Here is a 16,171-nt window from a genome sequence, read left to right on the forward strand (position 1 = left end):
TATAATGCTTACATATACAAAAAAACCTATTTCAGTTAAGAAATAGGCTGTTATATTTTGATATTAAATTCAGGATTATAGCTCCAAATGCCGATTTAATAATTATCCTTCAAGCGCTGCTGCACCACTTACAATCTCGGTTAACTCGGTTGTAATTGCTGCCTGACGTGCCTGGTTATATGAAAGTTTTAAAGCTTTTAATAACTCACCAGCGTTTTCAGTTGCTTTATCCATTGAGGTCATACGTGCACCATGCTCAGATGCGTGCGAATCCAACACGGCTTTGTATAACTGGATCTTAATTGATTTAGGGATTAGCTGCTCAACGATTTCCTCTTGCGAAGGTTCCAGAATATAATCAATGTTAGTGGTCCTTTTATCCGCTTTTGTTTCAGCTACCGGCTCTGCTTTTGGTAAAGGCAATAACTGTTCAGTTGTAATAAACTGTACGGCTGCATTTCTGAAACGGTTATACACCACTTCAACTTTATCGAATTCGCCTTTAACAAAACCAGCCATAATTGCATCCGTAATTTTAGTTACGTTTTCGAAAGTTAAGGCCGAAAAGATTTCATTATTGTTACCGATAACGTTGTATTTACGTTTCTCATAAAAATCCTGAGTTTTCTTACCAATAGAAATAATGCTCACATTACCTTTTTTCAACTGTTCGCTATATTTCTCAGCAATTAAATTATTGGCCGCTTTAATTACGTTCATGTTAAAAGCACCGGCCAAACCACGGTTGGATGATACCGTCACAATTAGAACCTTATTGGGCTCGCGCTCCTGAATAAAAGGTGATGAAGACCCCTCTAAACTTGCCGACAGATTACCTAAAATCTCTTTCAGTTTAGTTGCATAAGGACGTAAAGCGATAATTGCATTAGTAGCACGTTTCAACTTAGCCGCCGAAACCATTTTCATAGCTTTGGTGATCTGCTGTGTTGATTGTACCGATGCAATCCGGTTTCTTACTTCTTTTAAATTAGCCATTCTCTATTTAGATGTGAGATGTGAGATGTAAGATGTGAAACATTAAGTCCCCATCTCAAATCTCAAATCTCATGTCTCAAATCTTATTAATATTTACTTGAAATCTCTTTTGCTACGGTATCTAAAACACCCGTAATGCTGTCATCAAATTTACCAGCTTTTAATGCTGCTAAAGTTTCAGGGTGACGTAATTCCAATTGAGTTAAGAATTCCGTTTCAAATTCTTTTACCTTGTTAACCGGAACACTACGCATTAAGTTTTTAGTACCAGCGTAAACAATGGCAACCTGTTTCTCCACAGTGAATGGAGAGAACTGCGCCTGTTTTAACATTTCTACGTTACGTGCACCTTTATCCAATACCGATTTAGTTGCAGCGTCCAAATCAGAACCAAATTTAGAGAAAGCCTCTAACTCACGGTACTGGGCCTGATCTAACTTTAAAGTACCTGCTACCTTTTTCATCGATTTGATCTGTGCGTTACCACCCACACGTGATACTGAAATACCTACGTTGATTGCCGGACGGATACCAGAGTTGAATAAATTCGACTCTAAGAAAATCTGACCGTCAGTAATCGAAATTACGTTGGTAGGAATATAGGCAGAAACGTCTCCCGCTTGTGTTTCGATAATCGGAAGTGCCGTTAACGAACCACCACCTTTAACGATATGTTTAATCGACTCAGGTAAATCGTTCATATTTTTAGCGATATCGTCGTTAGCGTTGATTTTCGCAGCTCTTTCCAACAAACGACTGTGTAAGTAGAAAACGTCACCAGGATAAGCCTCACGGCCCGGTGGACGACGAAGTAATAAAGATACCTCACGGTAAGCCACAGCTTGTTTAGATAAATCATCATAAACAATTAACGCCGGTTTACCTGTATCACGGAAAAACTCACCAATTGCAGCACCCGCAAACGGAGCATAGAACTGCATTGGAGCAGGATCTGCAGCAGAAGCAGCCACAACAACAGTATACGGTAAAGCACCGTTTTCCTCTAGTGTACGTACAATGTTAGCTACTGTAGAGTTTTTCTGACCGATAGCTACATAGATACAGAATACAGGCTGGCCTGCTTCATAAAATTCTTTCTGGTTGATAATGGTATCAATACAAACAGCAGTTTTACCAATCTGACGGTCGCCGATCACCAACTCACGTTGACCACGACCGATTGGAATCATTGCATCGATTGCTTTAATACCAGTTTGCAAAGGCTCGTTTACCGGTTGACGGTAAATTACGCCTGGTGCTTTACGCTCTAAAGGCATTTCGTAAGTTTCACCCAAGATCGGACCTTTACCATCTAAAGGCTCACCTAAAGTGTTCACTACACGGCCAAGCATACCTTCACCAACTTTAATAGAGGCAATTTTTTTGGTACGTTTAATGGTATCACCTTCTTTAATCTCGTCAGAAGCACCTAAAAGTACCACACCAACGTTATCTTCTTCAAGGTTTAATACGATACCCTGAAGTCCGTTTGCAAATTCAACCAACTCTCCTGATTGAACTTTAGTTAAACCGTAAACGCGGGCAATACCGTCGCCTACTTGCAACACGGTACCAACTTCTTCCAGTTCGGTTTCTGATTTGAAGCCCGCCAATTGCTGTCTGATAATTGCCGATACTTCGTCTGGTCTTACCTCTACCATAATTTTACTTTATATCTTTTTATAAATGTTTAGTGCTTAGCGCATGGCGCCTGGCATTAATTCGCCATCCGCTTATCGCAATATTCTCTGTGTTTGGCGGTTTGCGTTTGGCGTTTTAACGCTATACGCTTATCGCCTAGCGCTTACTGCGCAAATTCTTTTTTAAGTTTACTTAACCCGCTGGCAATACTGGCATCAAATTGCTTATCGCCAACTTTTAATATGAAACCGCCAATTAATTTCCCGTTAACTTTTTCGTTAACAATCACCTGATTGGCACCCAATTCTTTTTTCACAATGGCAACAATCTGTTCCCTGGCTTCAGCGCTTAAAGCCGTAGCGGATATAACATCAGCAGTAACGATACCTTTAATCTGATTGTATTGTTGCACAAATTGTTTTGCAGTAGCAAATAAAATAGCTGAACGGCCTTTATTAACAACGGTTTTGAAGAAAGTGATGGTTAATTTCCCCACTTTATCGGCAAAAATACCGTTTAAAATTCCGGTCTTTTTATCTAAAGGTACAATCGGGTTATTTAATATCGCTTCCAGCTCAGGGGTTTCATCAACCACTTTTTCAAATAAGACCATATCGGTATAAGCATCTTGCAGTGCATTATTCTCAATGGCAAGATCTATCAGTGATTTGGCGTATCTGCTTGCAACTTTAATTTCTGACATATATTTAGGATTGGCGCTCAGCGTTCGGCGTTTGGCACGCTTAGCGCTTTACGCAATACGCTTAGTTTAATTCAACGTCTTTTAACAAGTTAGCTACTAAAGCTTCCTGTTTGGTTTTATCATCTAACTGGGTACGCAATACACGTTCAGCAATTTCTAATGATAAAGTAGAAACCTGATCTTTAACTTCGGCTAAAGCTGCTTTCTTTTGGTTTTCAATCTCGATTTTAGCTTTCTCGATTAATTTAGCACCTTCAACCTGGGCTTGTTTCTTAGCCTCATTTAAGATACTATCTTTTAAGGTTTTAGCTTCCTTTAAAATTTCGTCGCGCTCAGCACGGGCCTGTTGCATCAAATCCTGGTTCTGGCTGGTTAAACGGGCCATTTCCTGTTTGGCCAATTCTGCTTTGTTTAAAGCCTCATCAATGCTTTGCTCACGCTCGTGAATTGCACCTAAAATAGGTTTCCATGCAAATTTTCTAAGTAAGATCAATAAGCAGATGAATGCTAATGATGTCCAAAAAACCAATCCTATGCTTGGGGTTACTAATTCCATTTTTATCTAATTTTTAAAAACAATCTTTTAATAAGGCAGGGTAAATAACCAATCGTTAAATACCCAGCCTAATTTTTTCAGTGCTTATTAACCGTTTAAGCCTAATAATGCAACTACCACACCGAATAAAGCAGCACCCTCAATAAGGGCAGCAGCGATAATCATTGCAGTCTGAATTTTTGATGCAGCTTCTGGTTGACGAGCAATACCTTCCATTGCTTTACCACCTACTTGACCGATACCGATACCTGCACCGATTACTGCTAAACCGGCACCGATTGCCGCGATTGAACCTACCATAACTAATTTAATTTATATTAATTTGTAAAAAATAGTTTTCTGTTAATGATGTTCTTCTACTGCCATGCCAATAAACAAGGCAGTTAATAAGGTAAAAATAAAGGCTTGTAAAAATGCCACCAGTAATTCCAATACATCCATAAACAATACGAATGCAACTGAAACCGGGGCAATAGCCAATGTTTCGAAAATAAAGATTAAGGAAATTAAACTTAACACGATAATGTGTCCAGCGGTGATGTTTGCAAACAAACGCACCATCAAAGCGAAAGGCTTAGAAATAATACCGATTAACTCCACAGGAATCATGATCGGATATAACCAAAAAGGAACATCTGGTCTGAAAATATGTTTCCAATAGTATTTGTTACCATTGATGTTAACGATAATCAAGGTACCTAAGGCCATTACAAAAGTTAGGGCAATATTACCGGTAACGTTGGCACCACCTGGAAAAATTGGAATTAAACCGAACAAGTTGTTAAATAAGATAAAGAAAAATGTGGTCAACAAATAAGGCATAAACTTCGCATATTTATGACCAATGTTGGGCTTGGCAATATCATCTCTTACGAAGAGAACAACCGGCTCAATTAAAGACTGTAAACCTCTCGGTGCTTTACCGGCACGTTTTTTATAAGCTCCAGCTACTGAAATAAATACAATCAGGATAACTAGAATGGCTACAAACATTGCAGCAACGTTTTTAGTGATCGAAAAATCTAAAACAGACTTACTTGCTTCTTCATCCACTTTACCGTCAGCACCAACCACTTTGATATGATCCTCTTCTAAACGATAGTTATTGTATTTACCGTTATAGTCGTGCTCGCCGTGATGAAAATTACCTGATGAGAAAACCTCTAAACCGTTAGGTGTATATAAAATTACCGGAAGAGGCAATGACGTATGTCCCCAAAGATGCCACATGTGCGAATCGGCAATGTGTTCCATAATTACTTTGGTAGGCTCGAATTTTTCTTTACCATGACCGGCTTCAGGTCCGTGCTCGCCAGAAACCGCTTGAGCAGACTCGGCAACAGCACTATCAACAGGTACAACAGCGCTATCAACTTGAGCGAAAGTATCAATTTTGATAGATAAAAACGCGATTAAAAGCGTAAAAACAATAGTTAGCCTTTTAACTTTAGACACAAAAACTCGGTTACAATCCATTTATTGGCAGTTTTTTACTTTAAATTTTGGTGGCGCAAGTTACGTAACAAACAGTAAACTTCAAAGACCGTAAACAATAAATATAAAGAAAAAAAATTAAGCAGAAATACAGGCCCAATTCCCTTTGCTTTTATACTGTAAATCAACACAAAAGCCATACAAAAAATCATCTTCACCGCTATCGATCCCATAATAGCCATAACACCTACTTCAGGATCACGTTTTATACCAATATCAACCAATATGTAAGCGATATAGGTGATACCAGCCAAAAAGCCAAACATTACCCAAAAGTTGTTCACCAAAAGCTGTTGATCAGGAAATACCATAGGCAAAACGGCTATAACACCAATTAACAGGCCCACGAAAATGAAATAGATACTGGTAAATTTGGCTAGAGTCAAGGTATAATTTCTTAGCAGATAAAAACTTGTGCAAAGATAAGGTTTTTAAAATCAACTCGCTAGTACAGAATGATTAAATTGGTTAACCCGGCAGATAAATAGACTCACAACTCCGAATCTTAACTCCAAACTATCCTTTAGTAACCTGCTTAATAGCCTGGTAAAGTGCAATTCCAACACCGGCCAGCGCAAAGGCTGCAGTAATTAAATTGGTTTTGCTTTTTCGGTGTTCATCAATTTTGTAACCTATAAAAGTAAGCAGGCCTATGGTAGCGATCATCTGGAAACCAATGGCAGAATACTTTGCTGCTGCATTCACCTTTTTCTTTGTATCTTCTTCTTGCGGATTTTCCATTTTTTAATGCAATAATTAAATTAACTTTGAATAATTAAAATTTGTTGCCAAATAAAATATTTTTCTATATATATTGTTTATTATACATTACTTAAGAGATTTATCATACTTGAAAAATTACGCTAACAAAAACTTAAATCCCTTCCTCATCCTCATCAGTATTTTTATTTACGGCTGTGTTGCAAATAAAGATACTGCGGTAGATCGTAGGTTTCAGAACTTAACCGCAAAATACAATTACATCTATAACGCCAATGTTTTACTAAGCGAATACAATGAGAGTTTGCTGCAAAATTATGCCGACAATTACGAAAAGATCCTACCTGTTTATCTTGATCCTGAGCCACAGATAAATTTAGTACTCACACCTGGGGCCGCCAATAAACAGCTTGATGATGTAATTACCAAAGGACAAACCATTATCAACGATAAAAGTTTCAGTAACTACATTGACGATGCCTACATGCTTTTGGGCAAGGCGAATTACCTTAAAGGCAATTATTTTATCGCATCAGAATACTTTGATTATACGGCTAAAACCTATAACAGCGACCTGAATACCTTTATTATGGCCATGAACTGGAAAGCACGTAGCCAAATGGAACTCAACAATATGGTACTGGCCGATAAAATTATTGATACCATGCTGCGCGCTGCCGATCAATTAAAAAAAGACCTGGCCGAACCATTGGCCACAACTGCTCAGATGCGTATTTATCAAAAACGCTATAAAGAAGCCATCCTGTTTTTAGAATCGGCCATTGCTTTACCTGAAGAAAAACAGTTACGTATCCGTTGGCGTTTTATATTGGCTCAGTTACAGGAAAAAGAAAAAAATATCCAGGATGCTTATACCAATTTCACCAAAGTTGAGAAAAGCAATGCACCTTTTGAGATGTATTTTCATGCCAATTTAAACCGGATTAAACTGAGGGCCTTATTAAATGGAGAAAAACTTAATAAGGAACAGCAACTTTTGGCTTTATTGAAAGATGATAAAAACACCGATTATACTGATCAGATTTATTACCAGGTTGGGGAACTCTTCTCTGCCGAAGGAAACTTTGTAAAGGCAGAAGAGAACTACCATAAGTCGGTTTTAAAAAGCACCAGAAACCAAACGCAAAAAGCCCTATCTTATTTAAGAATTGCCGATTTAAACTTTAAGGAGTTTAACAACTATATCAAAGCAAAACTGTACTATGACAGTACCGTGATGATTTTGCCCAAAAACTTTCCTGATTACGATAATATTCTTAAAAAGGCAGATAACCTGCAATATTTAACCGACAGGTATACCATTATTGCCAAAGAAGACACTGCCCAGGCCATTGCCAAACTTCCGGCTGCCCAGCGTGAAGCTAAAGTTAAAGCTTATTTAACACCAAAGGTTGAAGTGGTTAGTACCGGTGGTGTACTGAACAACCAATTTTTAAATGATCCGGATTTTCCGAACAGAAGTTTAAATACGACAAACAATATCGCCGGCAACACCTTTTATTTTAATAATAATGCAGCAATCAGCAATGGCTTCGGCGATTTTAAAAAACGATGGGGAACCAGACAGTTGGAAGACAACTGGCGCCAGAGCATACGCTCATCTGCACAGGAAACCAACCAGGTTTTAGCCGGTGGAAAAGTAGCTACAGAAATTATACCTGCCAATGGACAAACCGACCCAACGGCCACAGACCAGACTTCCGTTGAAAAACAGTTTTTGGATGCTTTACCAACCACGCCAGCACTATTGGCCGCATCTGATCAGAAAATTATTGATGCTTATTTCGAAATCGCGAGCTTTTATCAGCAAGAATTGAATGATAAGCCGGAGGCAAATAAAATATATTTAGAACTGATCAAAAGATATCCGGATAATAATCATCTGGTTGCTATTTACTATAGTTTATACCTGAATTATAAAGGCATTGATGAAGTAAAATCTGACCAGTATAAGCAATTGGTACTGACCAGATTCCCGGAATCTAATTTTGCGAAAAATATTTTAGATCCATCGTACTCTGCCAAGCAAACACAGATGGAAAATATTGCCATCAACAATTACAATCTAACTTTTGATGCTTACTTAAAAAAAGATTATGCCAATGTGGTGAAACAGGCTGACGATAATATCACGGCTTTTCCCGAAAGTGATCTGGCACCACAATATGCTTACTTAAAAGCCATCGCTGTTGGACGTACAGCAAAGGTTGATCCGCTGCTTACCGAATTTAACCTGATTACCGAGCGCTATCCCAATGATAAAATTATTACGCCTTTGGTACGTGATCACTTAAAGTACATTGAGGCTAACCTCAACGAATTTAAGCAGCGCCCGGTAGCCCTGGTTGATTTTGATGCCAACGCGCCTCGTTTTATAAGCCAGGCCGCAACGGTTGCCATCCCAACAAAACCGCTACCAGTTGAAAATTCTGTAGCAAAAAACGCTGAACCAACTCCGGTAGTAAAACCAGTTGAGGTTAAACCAGTTGATCCAACCAAACCCGTTAGTATTTTCAGTACGGCAAAATCAGAAGAGTATTATTACGTGATAGATGTAGCCGATGCCACTTTAACCTTGAGTTCATCACGTTTTGGGATCGGTCAGTTTAACCGAGGAAATTACCCTGATAATGATCTGGAACATAAATTGGTCGAGTTGGATAACGACCAGTTGATTTACATTACCAGCTTTATCGATTTTGAGGATGCAAAACTTTACGAATCGAGCATTGTTGGTCAGTTAAAGAACATTATGAAAGTTCCTGCCAACCTGTATAAAGGCTTTATCATCAGCAAAGAAAACTTTGAAAAACTGACAGACAGGGCAAGGATAAACGAATATCTCGAGTTTTTAAGAGACAATTACAAATAAGCGAAGGTAAACGGCTAAGGCTTAAAGCGAAAGGGCTAACACCAAACCTTAAATTTGATTCTATAAAAAATTAATAAATTTGCATCCAAAATCGCCTATCCCGGTGTTTTGGAAAATAATAACACAAAATGAACAAATCCCTTTCTCCACAGGATACAAAAAGATACAGTTTACTCATTTGGAAATTATTGATTGGTGGAATTGCCCTCTTTGCCATTTTCATTTCGATGATTGGATTGGGGCTATTTGGTGCTCTACCCTCTTTCAGGGATATTGAGCATCCAAAAAGTAATCAGGCATCAGAAATTATTGCCGAAGATGGCCGTCCGTTAGGTACCTACTTTGTTCAAAACAGATCGAATGTTACTTATAAAGATATTTCTGAGAATGTAATCAATGGATTAATTGCAACAGAAGATACCCGGTTTAAAGAACATTCAGGCATAGATTTTAAACGCACATTTTCCATAATCGGTTATAACTTGATCGGTAAAAAACAAGGCGCCAGTACCATTACCCAACAGCTGGCTAAAAATCTTTTTCCACGCGAATCGAACCTCAATTTTTTCTCGCTGGTATTAACCAAGTTTAAAGAGTGGATTGTTGCTGTTAAACTGGAGCGCAACTATACCAAGGAAGAAATTATTACGATGTATTTAAATACAGTAGATTTTGGTAATCAGGCTTATGGGATTAAATCTGCAGCAAGGGTTTATTTCAATACCACCCCGGATAAGTTGAATTTAACGCAGGCTGCAACTCTGGTAGGTATGCAAAAAGGTATTACCATGTATTCACCCACCCGCCATCCTGAGCGCTCCAGGGAACGCAGAAATACGGTTATGGCCTTAATGGTAAAGGCTGACCTCTTAAGCCAATCAGAATTTGACGAACAAAAAGAAAAACCTTTAAACCTGCATTTCAATGCCGCAACTGTTAACGATGGTATTGCACCATACTTCCGTTCGGTATTGAAAAATGATATCAAAAACATTTTCCAGGAGCAATCCATTACCAAACCCGATGGCACACCATATGATTTAGACCGTGATGGTTTAAAAATTTATACCACCTTGAACTATGATATGCAGCTATATGCTGAGGAAGCACAAAAAGAATATATGAAAGTGCTACAGGCACAGTTTATTGCCAGTTGGAAAGGCAGAAATCCATTTAAGGATAAAACTTTGCAGATTGAACAGGGAATCAAACGGTCTGACCGTTATAAAGCATTAAAACTGGAAGGTAAATCGGATGAAGAAATTAAAAATGATTTCAACACCAAAACAGAGATGACCATTTTTACCTGGAAAGGCAATATCGATACGGTAATGAAACCGATAGATTCGGTACGTTATTACAAAATGTTACTCAGAAATGCGATGATGACCATGGACCCAACCAACGGACACGTTAAAGCATGGGTTGGTGGAATTAATTACGAGCACTTTAAATACGACCAGGTTAAAATGGGAACCCGCCAGGTAGGTTCAACAGCGAAACCATTTACCTACGCAGTAGCCATCGAAAATGGTTATTCGCCTTGTTATACGGTACCCAACGTTCCGGTAACGATTGAAGGTTATGGTGAGCCATGGACACCAAGAAACTCGGGGAAACCGCTACCCGGCAGCATTACCTTACAAAAAGCACTGGCCTACTCACAAAATTATGTTACGGCGTACTTAATGAAACAGGTTGGTCCGGTGGCCGTATCTACCTTGGCTACAAAAATGGGCATTCCTAATGTTCCGGCATTTCCATCCATTTGTTTGGGTACCTTCGATTCTTCTGTTTATAACATGGTGGGTGCATATGGTGCTTTTGCCAATAAAGGAATTTATACCAAACCCATTTATCTACTGAGAATTGAGGACAAAAATGGGGTAGTATTATTTTCTCAAAAGGAAATACCAAAACCGATTATGAGCGAGGAAGTGGCGTACGTAATGACACGGATGCTTAAAGGCGTGGTAACCAATGGAACAGGATCGAGATTAAACTATAAATATAAAGTGAATGCACCAATCGGAGCGAAAACCGGTACTACCCAAAATAACTCAGACGGTTGGTTTATGGCCATTACTCCACAGTTGGTAACCGGTATCTGGACAGGTTGTGAAGACAGGGCTTTCCACTTTATCAGTACCAATCAAGGTGAGGGGGCAAATACAGCACTCCCTATTTTTGCAGGCTTTATTAAAAGGGTATATGCCAATCCGGCGCTAAAAATTAGTCATGCTGATTTTGAGGCACCAAAATCTGGCGTTTCGATTACTTTCGATTGTAACCAATACCAGCAACAGGAAGAAGGTACGAGCGAACTGGACGAGAAGCTGGGATTTTAACCATCAACTTCTGCGTGAAGGATAGCAGCGGAAATCCTTTTGCTGCAATATTGAGCGTAGCAGAAACGCAGTAAAAGGATGCAACGGATAGCCTGAACCTTTTCCCGAACCTTCGGGATTGGGGCACGCCCAAATTATAAATACATTAAATCGGGGCATTCCATCGAAATTTCCCCTCCCGAATCCTATTTTTGTAATCATGAGCAGTTTCGACCATAAAACAGCATTAACCGCAATCCCACATAAACCCGGCGTGTACCAGTATTGGGATGCCGATGGAAAGCTCATGTACATTGGTAAGGCAAAAGACCTGCGTAACCGTGTAGGTTCTTATTTTAACAGCGATAGAAACCAGTTTAATGGCAAAACGAGGGTATTGGTATCCAAGATCCGGAAAATTACCTTTACCATTGTAGATACGGAGATTGATGCCTGGCTATTGGAAAACAGCCTGATCAAAAAGCATCAGCCCAAATTCAACATCAATTTAAAGGATGATAAAACCTATCCATGGATTATCGTAAAAAATGAAAATTTTCCGCGCATTTACTGGACACGTAAAGTGATAAAAGACGGCTCTACCTATTTTGGCCCTTATGGCTCTATCGGTATGATGCATACCATTTTGGATCTGATCAAAGAAACCTACCCTTTACGCACCTGTAACTTACCCCTGACCGAAAAAAATATAGATGAAGGCAAATTTAAAGTTTGCCTCGAATATCAGATCGGTAATTGTAAAGGCCCCTGCCAAAACTACCAGACCGAAGCCGATTACGATAAAAATATTGGCGAGATCAAGGAAATCCTGAACGGTAAAATCGGAAATGTCATCCGCGATGTTAAAGGCGTCATTAAATCGGCATCAGAAAACCTGAACTTCGAACTCGCGCATCAATACGCAAGGCGATTAGAAATCCTGGAAAAGTACCAGAGCAAATCGACGGTGGTAAACAGTGCCATTACGAATGTTGATGTGGTGAGCATCGCTTCAGACGAACGTTATGCTTTTGTGAACTACTTAAAGGTAATGAACGGAACCATTATCCAAACACAGACCATTGAGGTTAAAAAGCAGTTGGATGAAAGTGATGATGAGATTTTAACCTTAGCGATGTTGGAATTTAGAACCAAATTCAACAGCACCTCAAAAGAAATCATTGTTCCGTTTGAGCTTTCACTCGAAGACGAAAGTCTAAAATTCACCGTCCCGAAACTGGGTGAAAAGAAGAAACTTCTGGAGCTCTCGCAAAAGAATGTACTATTCTTTAAAAAAGAAAAGCTTAACCAATACGAAAAGTTAAATCCTGATTTACGCACCGATCGGATTTTGACCACCATGCAAAAAGATCTGCGTTTAACGCAGCTTCCAAAACACATCGAATGTTTTGATAACTCTAATTTTCAGGGGAAATATCCGGTTTCGGCGATTGTAGTGTTTAAAGATGCCAAACCATCCAAAAAAGACTACCGTCATTTTAATGTGAAAACGGTTGAAGGCCCCAACGATTTTGCAACCATGGAAGAAGCTGTTTTCCGTCGGTACAGAAGAATGTTGGACGAAAACCAAACCTTGCCTCAGCTCATCATTATTGATGGCGGTAAAGGGCAGCTTTCATCAGCTGTGAAGAGCTTAAAGTTATTGGGTATAGAGAACAAGGTAACGGTTATCGGTATTGCTAAGCGATTAGAAGAATTGTTCTATCCCGGTGATTCCTTCCCGCTATATTTAGACAAGAAATCAGAAACCTTAAAAGTAATACAGCAATTGCGGGATGAGGCGCACCGCTTCGGAATTACCTTTCACCGTAAAAAACGCGATCAGGGTACACTTAAAACCGAGCTTGAACAGATTGAAGGTATCGGCAAAACGACTGCGGACAAACTGTTGACCCATTTTAAATCGGTTAAAAAAATTAAAGATGCTACAGAAAAAGAACTTGCAGAAGTACTCAATAGAAAACAGATAATTGCCCTGCTTGCACATTTTAAAGAAGCGTAAATCCGTTATTAAAATAGATGCACCGGTAAAAATATTAACACTTTGTTAATCTTGATCGCATCTACTCAAATCCTTTTTTCCTACTTTAGGGCTGTTAATACGCTCCTAAAAACATCCCTATTTACATGAATAACAACATCTTGGTTGCCATAACCAAACTTCTGTTGGGCGTATGGTATTTTACCGAATCTGAAAGCCCTTTTAAGGCATCAGAAGCCGGTCTTGAAACTTATTGTATTTCGATTCCCATCTGAAAGCCATCGGATGGAGTAGGAAGTAACGAACCTACCTAAACAAAAAAGGCTCCGATTGTTATCGGAGCCTTTTTTATGAGATTAGTATTCCCAAAGACCTTGTTCGTAATCGAGAACAGATTTTTTTATCCTTTCTGATTCGTACAACCGCTGTTTAGGGTCTGCAATAATATCCCTGATCTTGTTATCACCGGGATTCGATTCTTTTACAATATAACTGCTAAACAAGCGGCGGATAAAGAAATCATCAAAACTTAATGACGATGCATCATTATTGGTATTGATCAAACGTTTCTTTGTCAAAATTTCTCTGGCTTCAGGATAGTATACCCAAAATACAGGCTGCCATTGTTTTGAAACTTCATTGTATTTTAATGGTGCAATACCTACAATCCGAGGTTCGAAAATAGAACGTTTGGTATCAAAAATCCAGTCTTCTTTTATTCTGAATTTCAAGAACAGTTCCGGGTTAAAATCATTAACGACCGTAGTAACGGTTCCGGTTTTATTATTCGAAACTTCTGCCGTTCCTAATGCAGACTTAGCTGCTGAGTCTGCAGACATTGGATTATTAAAAGCATCATCTTCGTTTAAGGCACTATCAATCGGAGAATATGCTGTTAGCTCCTCCTTTTTAATTGCCGCAATCAAAACATCAATCAATCTCGATTTAGGTGATTTTAAGACCGAATTAACCGTATCACGTAAATCAATCTCTCTCCATATCCGTTTTGCATAAAAAACATCCTCCTCTCTTACATCAGCCAAAGGAACCATTTCAGTACTGTCAATGTCTTTACGGGCATAGAAACCATCTTTAGGGGGAACCTTTAGTTTCTTTTTAGCTGTTTTAACAGGGGCTTTAACCGTATCAACTGCAGGAGCAGCAGCAACAGGCGCAGCTTTTTTGGGAGCTAACCTGGTTGGCTTTTTTTGTGCAAAAGCAAATGTGGTTAACAAAACTGAAATAGCAATACTTAAAATCCTTTTCATCTTCTTTTTATTTTACACTAAATGCCAACGAAGGTAAAATTCTTTGCCGCCCGTCAGGACCTACAGAAACAATATCTTCAAAAAACACCCTTGTTCCAGGAGTAATTGAGTTTATAGCGCCTTTAACTGCACCAGCAAAACTTCCGCCACTACCGGCAACAGTAACAGCATCAGAACGTGGTTTAATAACGGTTAATTTATAACGTTGTATTTTGAATTTAACATCGAAAGGAAAATCATCAAGATCTGCCTCAATCTCGGTTTCGCTCTTTAACTGAACCGAAGCAATATCACCACCTGCGCGTCCGCCAACCTTTGCCACCGGCGCCGGAATGGCTTTCACCCTGAACTTTTGTGAGCCCAAGCTAACGGTTTTACCCGCATTGTTGGCTGATACATTGATGGATACTTCCTGACCTACCATGCTGCCCGGAACATTGACATTGTAATTTCCATTACTACCAGACATCGAACCTCCTGAAATTGAAGCACGCACACTTTCTAATGGAAACCCGGCTGCCGAAACGGTAAAGGGATTGGCAATACCAGCATAAATAACATTCAGTTTGGTTGAAGAAACAGATGCCGACGGTTTCGCTACCTGATAAGTTTGTGGCTGCGTTTTGTATTCCTTTATCTGGCCATCAGTTTGGCGAACACGGATCGTACCTACCCAGGTAAACTGACCAACACTACCGGTACCACCTGAATAAGTTCCTTTGCCATCTTTAACGGATAATTTATTTCCATTAACAGTGATATCTGGAGTTGATCTCGAATCGCTGGCCGTTAAAAATACTTCAGCAGTATAAGGTTGACCTTGAATTACATAAGAAGTAGGTGCTACTGCAACTGCCGCAAACTGATCCAGATTAACTTGCGCCTTATCCATATTTCCGAACAGTTTCTTCACAACCTCTGCTTCAGCATTTTTAGTGTCTGCTTGCAGTTTGGTCAAAATGGTCATGGCAGCTGTCAATGGCGTTCCCTCACCAAAGTAAGTTTCCTGCCAGTTGCCCTTTCTTTTTCTTGCCGGGTCTTTAGCTTCAAGAGAGAAAGAAACATTTGTCCGATCTGCAGGATCTAACAAAGAGATCAATTTTTCTCTCGTCGCATTGATTCTCTTCTTTAACTCATCCGCTTTCTTTTGGTTAATCATGATATTCTGTGCAATATCCTGATTGGACCTATTTACCAGGTCTTCTGTTTCAGGATCAATTCCGTCTCCTGCCTGAGTAAGTTCTTTTTTAATGCTTTCAATATAGTTATTCAGTTCATCAGCCGCTTTCTGAGCTTGTTTAGCCTTATCATAAATAGGCTGAGCACGTGCCGGCTCTTCTTTCAACTTCGAATTTTCGAAGGCAGAAAACAACTGGTTAATACTTGTATTTACATTGTTTTTAGAAGTATCCAAACTATCGTTGATATTTTTGAATGCATCTAAAATGGTATCTGATACGTTTAAGGCAAGCATGGCCAACAATACCAAATACATGATATTGATCATCCGCTGCCTTGTTGTTTCTTTTCCGCCTGCCATGTTTAATGTAGCTTTTCTTTAAAAATTAAAA

14 protein-coding genes are annotated in these 16,171 nt (G+C 39.2%); 4 read left to right on the forward strand and 10 right to left on the reverse strand.

Annotated elements, in window-relative coordinates; translation table 11 throughout:
* Positions 1 to 102: 102 nt before the first annotated feature.
* The 8 genes from atpG to ACK1I8_RS15905 all read right to left on the reverse strand — a co-directional run bounded on the left by atpG (position 103) and on the right by ACK1I8_RS15905 (position 6,131).
* Positions 103 to 996 carry an ATP synthase F1 subunit gamma gene (gene atpG, locus ACK1I8_RS15870; RefSeq protein ID WP_412466299.1) on the reverse strand — a complete coding sequence of 298 codons (894 nt, stop codon included), beginning with the start codon at positions 994 to 996 and terminating at the stop codon, positions 103 to 105.
* A gap of 86 nt (positions 997 to 1,082) precedes the next feature.
* Positions 1,083 to 2,657 carry a F0F1 ATP synthase subunit alpha gene (atpA, locus tag ACK1I8_RS15875; protein ID WP_167297190.1) on the reverse strand — a complete coding sequence of 525 codons (1,575 nt, stop codon included), beginning with the start codon at positions 2,655 to 2,657 and terminating at the stop codon, positions 1,083 to 1,085.
* A gap of 143 nt (positions 2,658 to 2,800) precedes the next feature.
* A complete protein-coding gene (gene atpH, locus ACK1I8_RS15880) occupies positions 2,801 to 3,340 on the reverse strand; it encodes an ATP synthase F1 subunit delta (protein ID WP_412466300.1) in 540 nt (179 codons plus the stop codon).
* A gap of 61 nt (positions 3,341 to 3,401) precedes the next feature.
* Positions 3,402 to 3,896, reverse strand: a complete 495-nt coding sequence (locus ACK1I8_RS15885; RefSeq protein ID WP_090983248.1) for a F0F1 ATP synthase subunit B — start codon at positions 3,894 to 3,896, stop codon at positions 3,402 to 3,404.
* 87 nt (positions 3,897 to 3,983) lie between these two features.
* On the reverse strand, positions 3,984 to 4,196 hold the full coding sequence (gene atpE / locus ACK1I8_RS15890; protein WP_025144011.1) for an ATP synthase F0 subunit C: 213 nt from the start codon (positions 4,194 to 4,196) through the stop codon (positions 3,984 to 3,986).
* A gap of 42 nt (positions 4,197 to 4,238) precedes the next feature.
* Positions 4,239 to 5,372: a F0F1 ATP synthase subunit A gene (atpB, locus tag ACK1I8_RS15895; protein WP_412466301.1), complete on the reverse strand. Its 1,134-nt coding sequence runs from the start codon at positions 5,370 to 5,372 to the stop codon at positions 4,239 to 4,241.
* 14 nt (positions 5,373 to 5,386) lie between these two features.
* Positions 5,387 to 5,776 carry a hypothetical protein gene (locus ACK1I8_RS15900; RefSeq protein ID WP_412466302.1) on the reverse strand — a complete coding sequence of 130 codons (390 nt, stop codon included), beginning with the start codon at positions 5,774 to 5,776 and terminating at the stop codon, positions 5,387 to 5,389.
* A gap of 130 nt (positions 5,777 to 5,906) precedes the next feature.
* Positions 5,907 to 6,131 (reverse strand): AtpZ/AtpI family protein, encoded by a 225-nt coding sequence (locus ACK1I8_RS15905; protein ID WP_412466303.1) that lies wholly within the window; start codon positions 6,129 to 6,131, stop codon positions 5,907 to 5,909.
* Positions 6,132 to 6,240: 109 nt separating this feature from the next.
* Here ACK1I8_RS15905 and ACK1I8_RS15910 point away from each other — a divergent pair, with 109 nt between their 5' ends.
* The 4 genes from ACK1I8_RS15910 (at position 6,241) to ACK1I8_RS15925 (ending at position 13,607) form a co-directional block, all read left to right on the forward strand.
* Complete coding sequence (locus tag ACK1I8_RS15910; protein ID WP_412466304.1) at positions 6,241 to 9,003, forward strand: gliding motility protein; 2,763 nt, start codon at positions 6,241 to 6,243, stop codon at positions 9,001 to 9,003.
* Positions 9,004 to 9,131: 128 nt separating this feature from the next.
* Positions 9,132 to 11,351, forward strand: a complete 2,220-nt coding sequence (locus ACK1I8_RS15915) for a transglycosylase domain-containing protein (RefSeq protein WP_412466305.1) — start codon at positions 9,132 to 9,134, stop codon at positions 11,349 to 11,351.
* Positions 11,352 to 11,550: 199 nt separating this feature from the next.
* Positions 11,551 to 13,353, forward strand: coding sequence for an excinuclease ABC subunit UvrC (gene uvrC / locus ACK1I8_RS15920; protein WP_412466306.1), 1,803 nt, complete (start codon positions 11,551 to 11,553; stop codon positions 13,351 to 13,353).
* Positions 13,354 to 13,478: 125 nt separating this feature from the next.
* On the forward strand, positions 13,479 to 13,607 hold the full coding sequence (locus tag ACK1I8_RS15925) for a hypothetical protein (RefSeq protein ID WP_412466307.1): 129 nt from the start codon (positions 13,479 to 13,481) through the stop codon (positions 13,605 to 13,607).
* Between the two features lie 81 nt (positions 13,608 to 13,688).
* Here the strand turns inward: ACK1I8_RS15925 and gldN are convergent, their stop codons facing one another.
* Positions 13,689 to 14,600: a gliding motility protein GldN gene (gldN, locus tag ACK1I8_RS15930; protein ID WP_412466308.1), complete on the reverse strand. Its 912-nt coding sequence runs from the start codon at positions 14,598 to 14,600 to the stop codon at positions 13,689 to 13,691.
* Positions 14,601 to 14,607: 7 nt separating this feature from the next.
* Positions 14,608 to 16,140 carry a gliding motility protein GldM gene (gldM, locus tag ACK1I8_RS15935; RefSeq protein WP_412466309.1) on the reverse strand — a complete coding sequence of 511 codons (1,533 nt, stop codon included), beginning with the start codon at positions 16,138 to 16,140 and terminating at the stop codon, positions 14,608 to 14,610.
* Between the last annotated feature and the right edge of the window lie 31 nt (positions 16,141 to 16,171).

The organism is Pedobacter sp. KLB.chiD, from assembly GCF_047040275.1.
Lineage (GTDB): Bacteria > Bacteroidota > Bacteroidia > Sphingobacteriales > Sphingobacteriaceae > Pedobacter.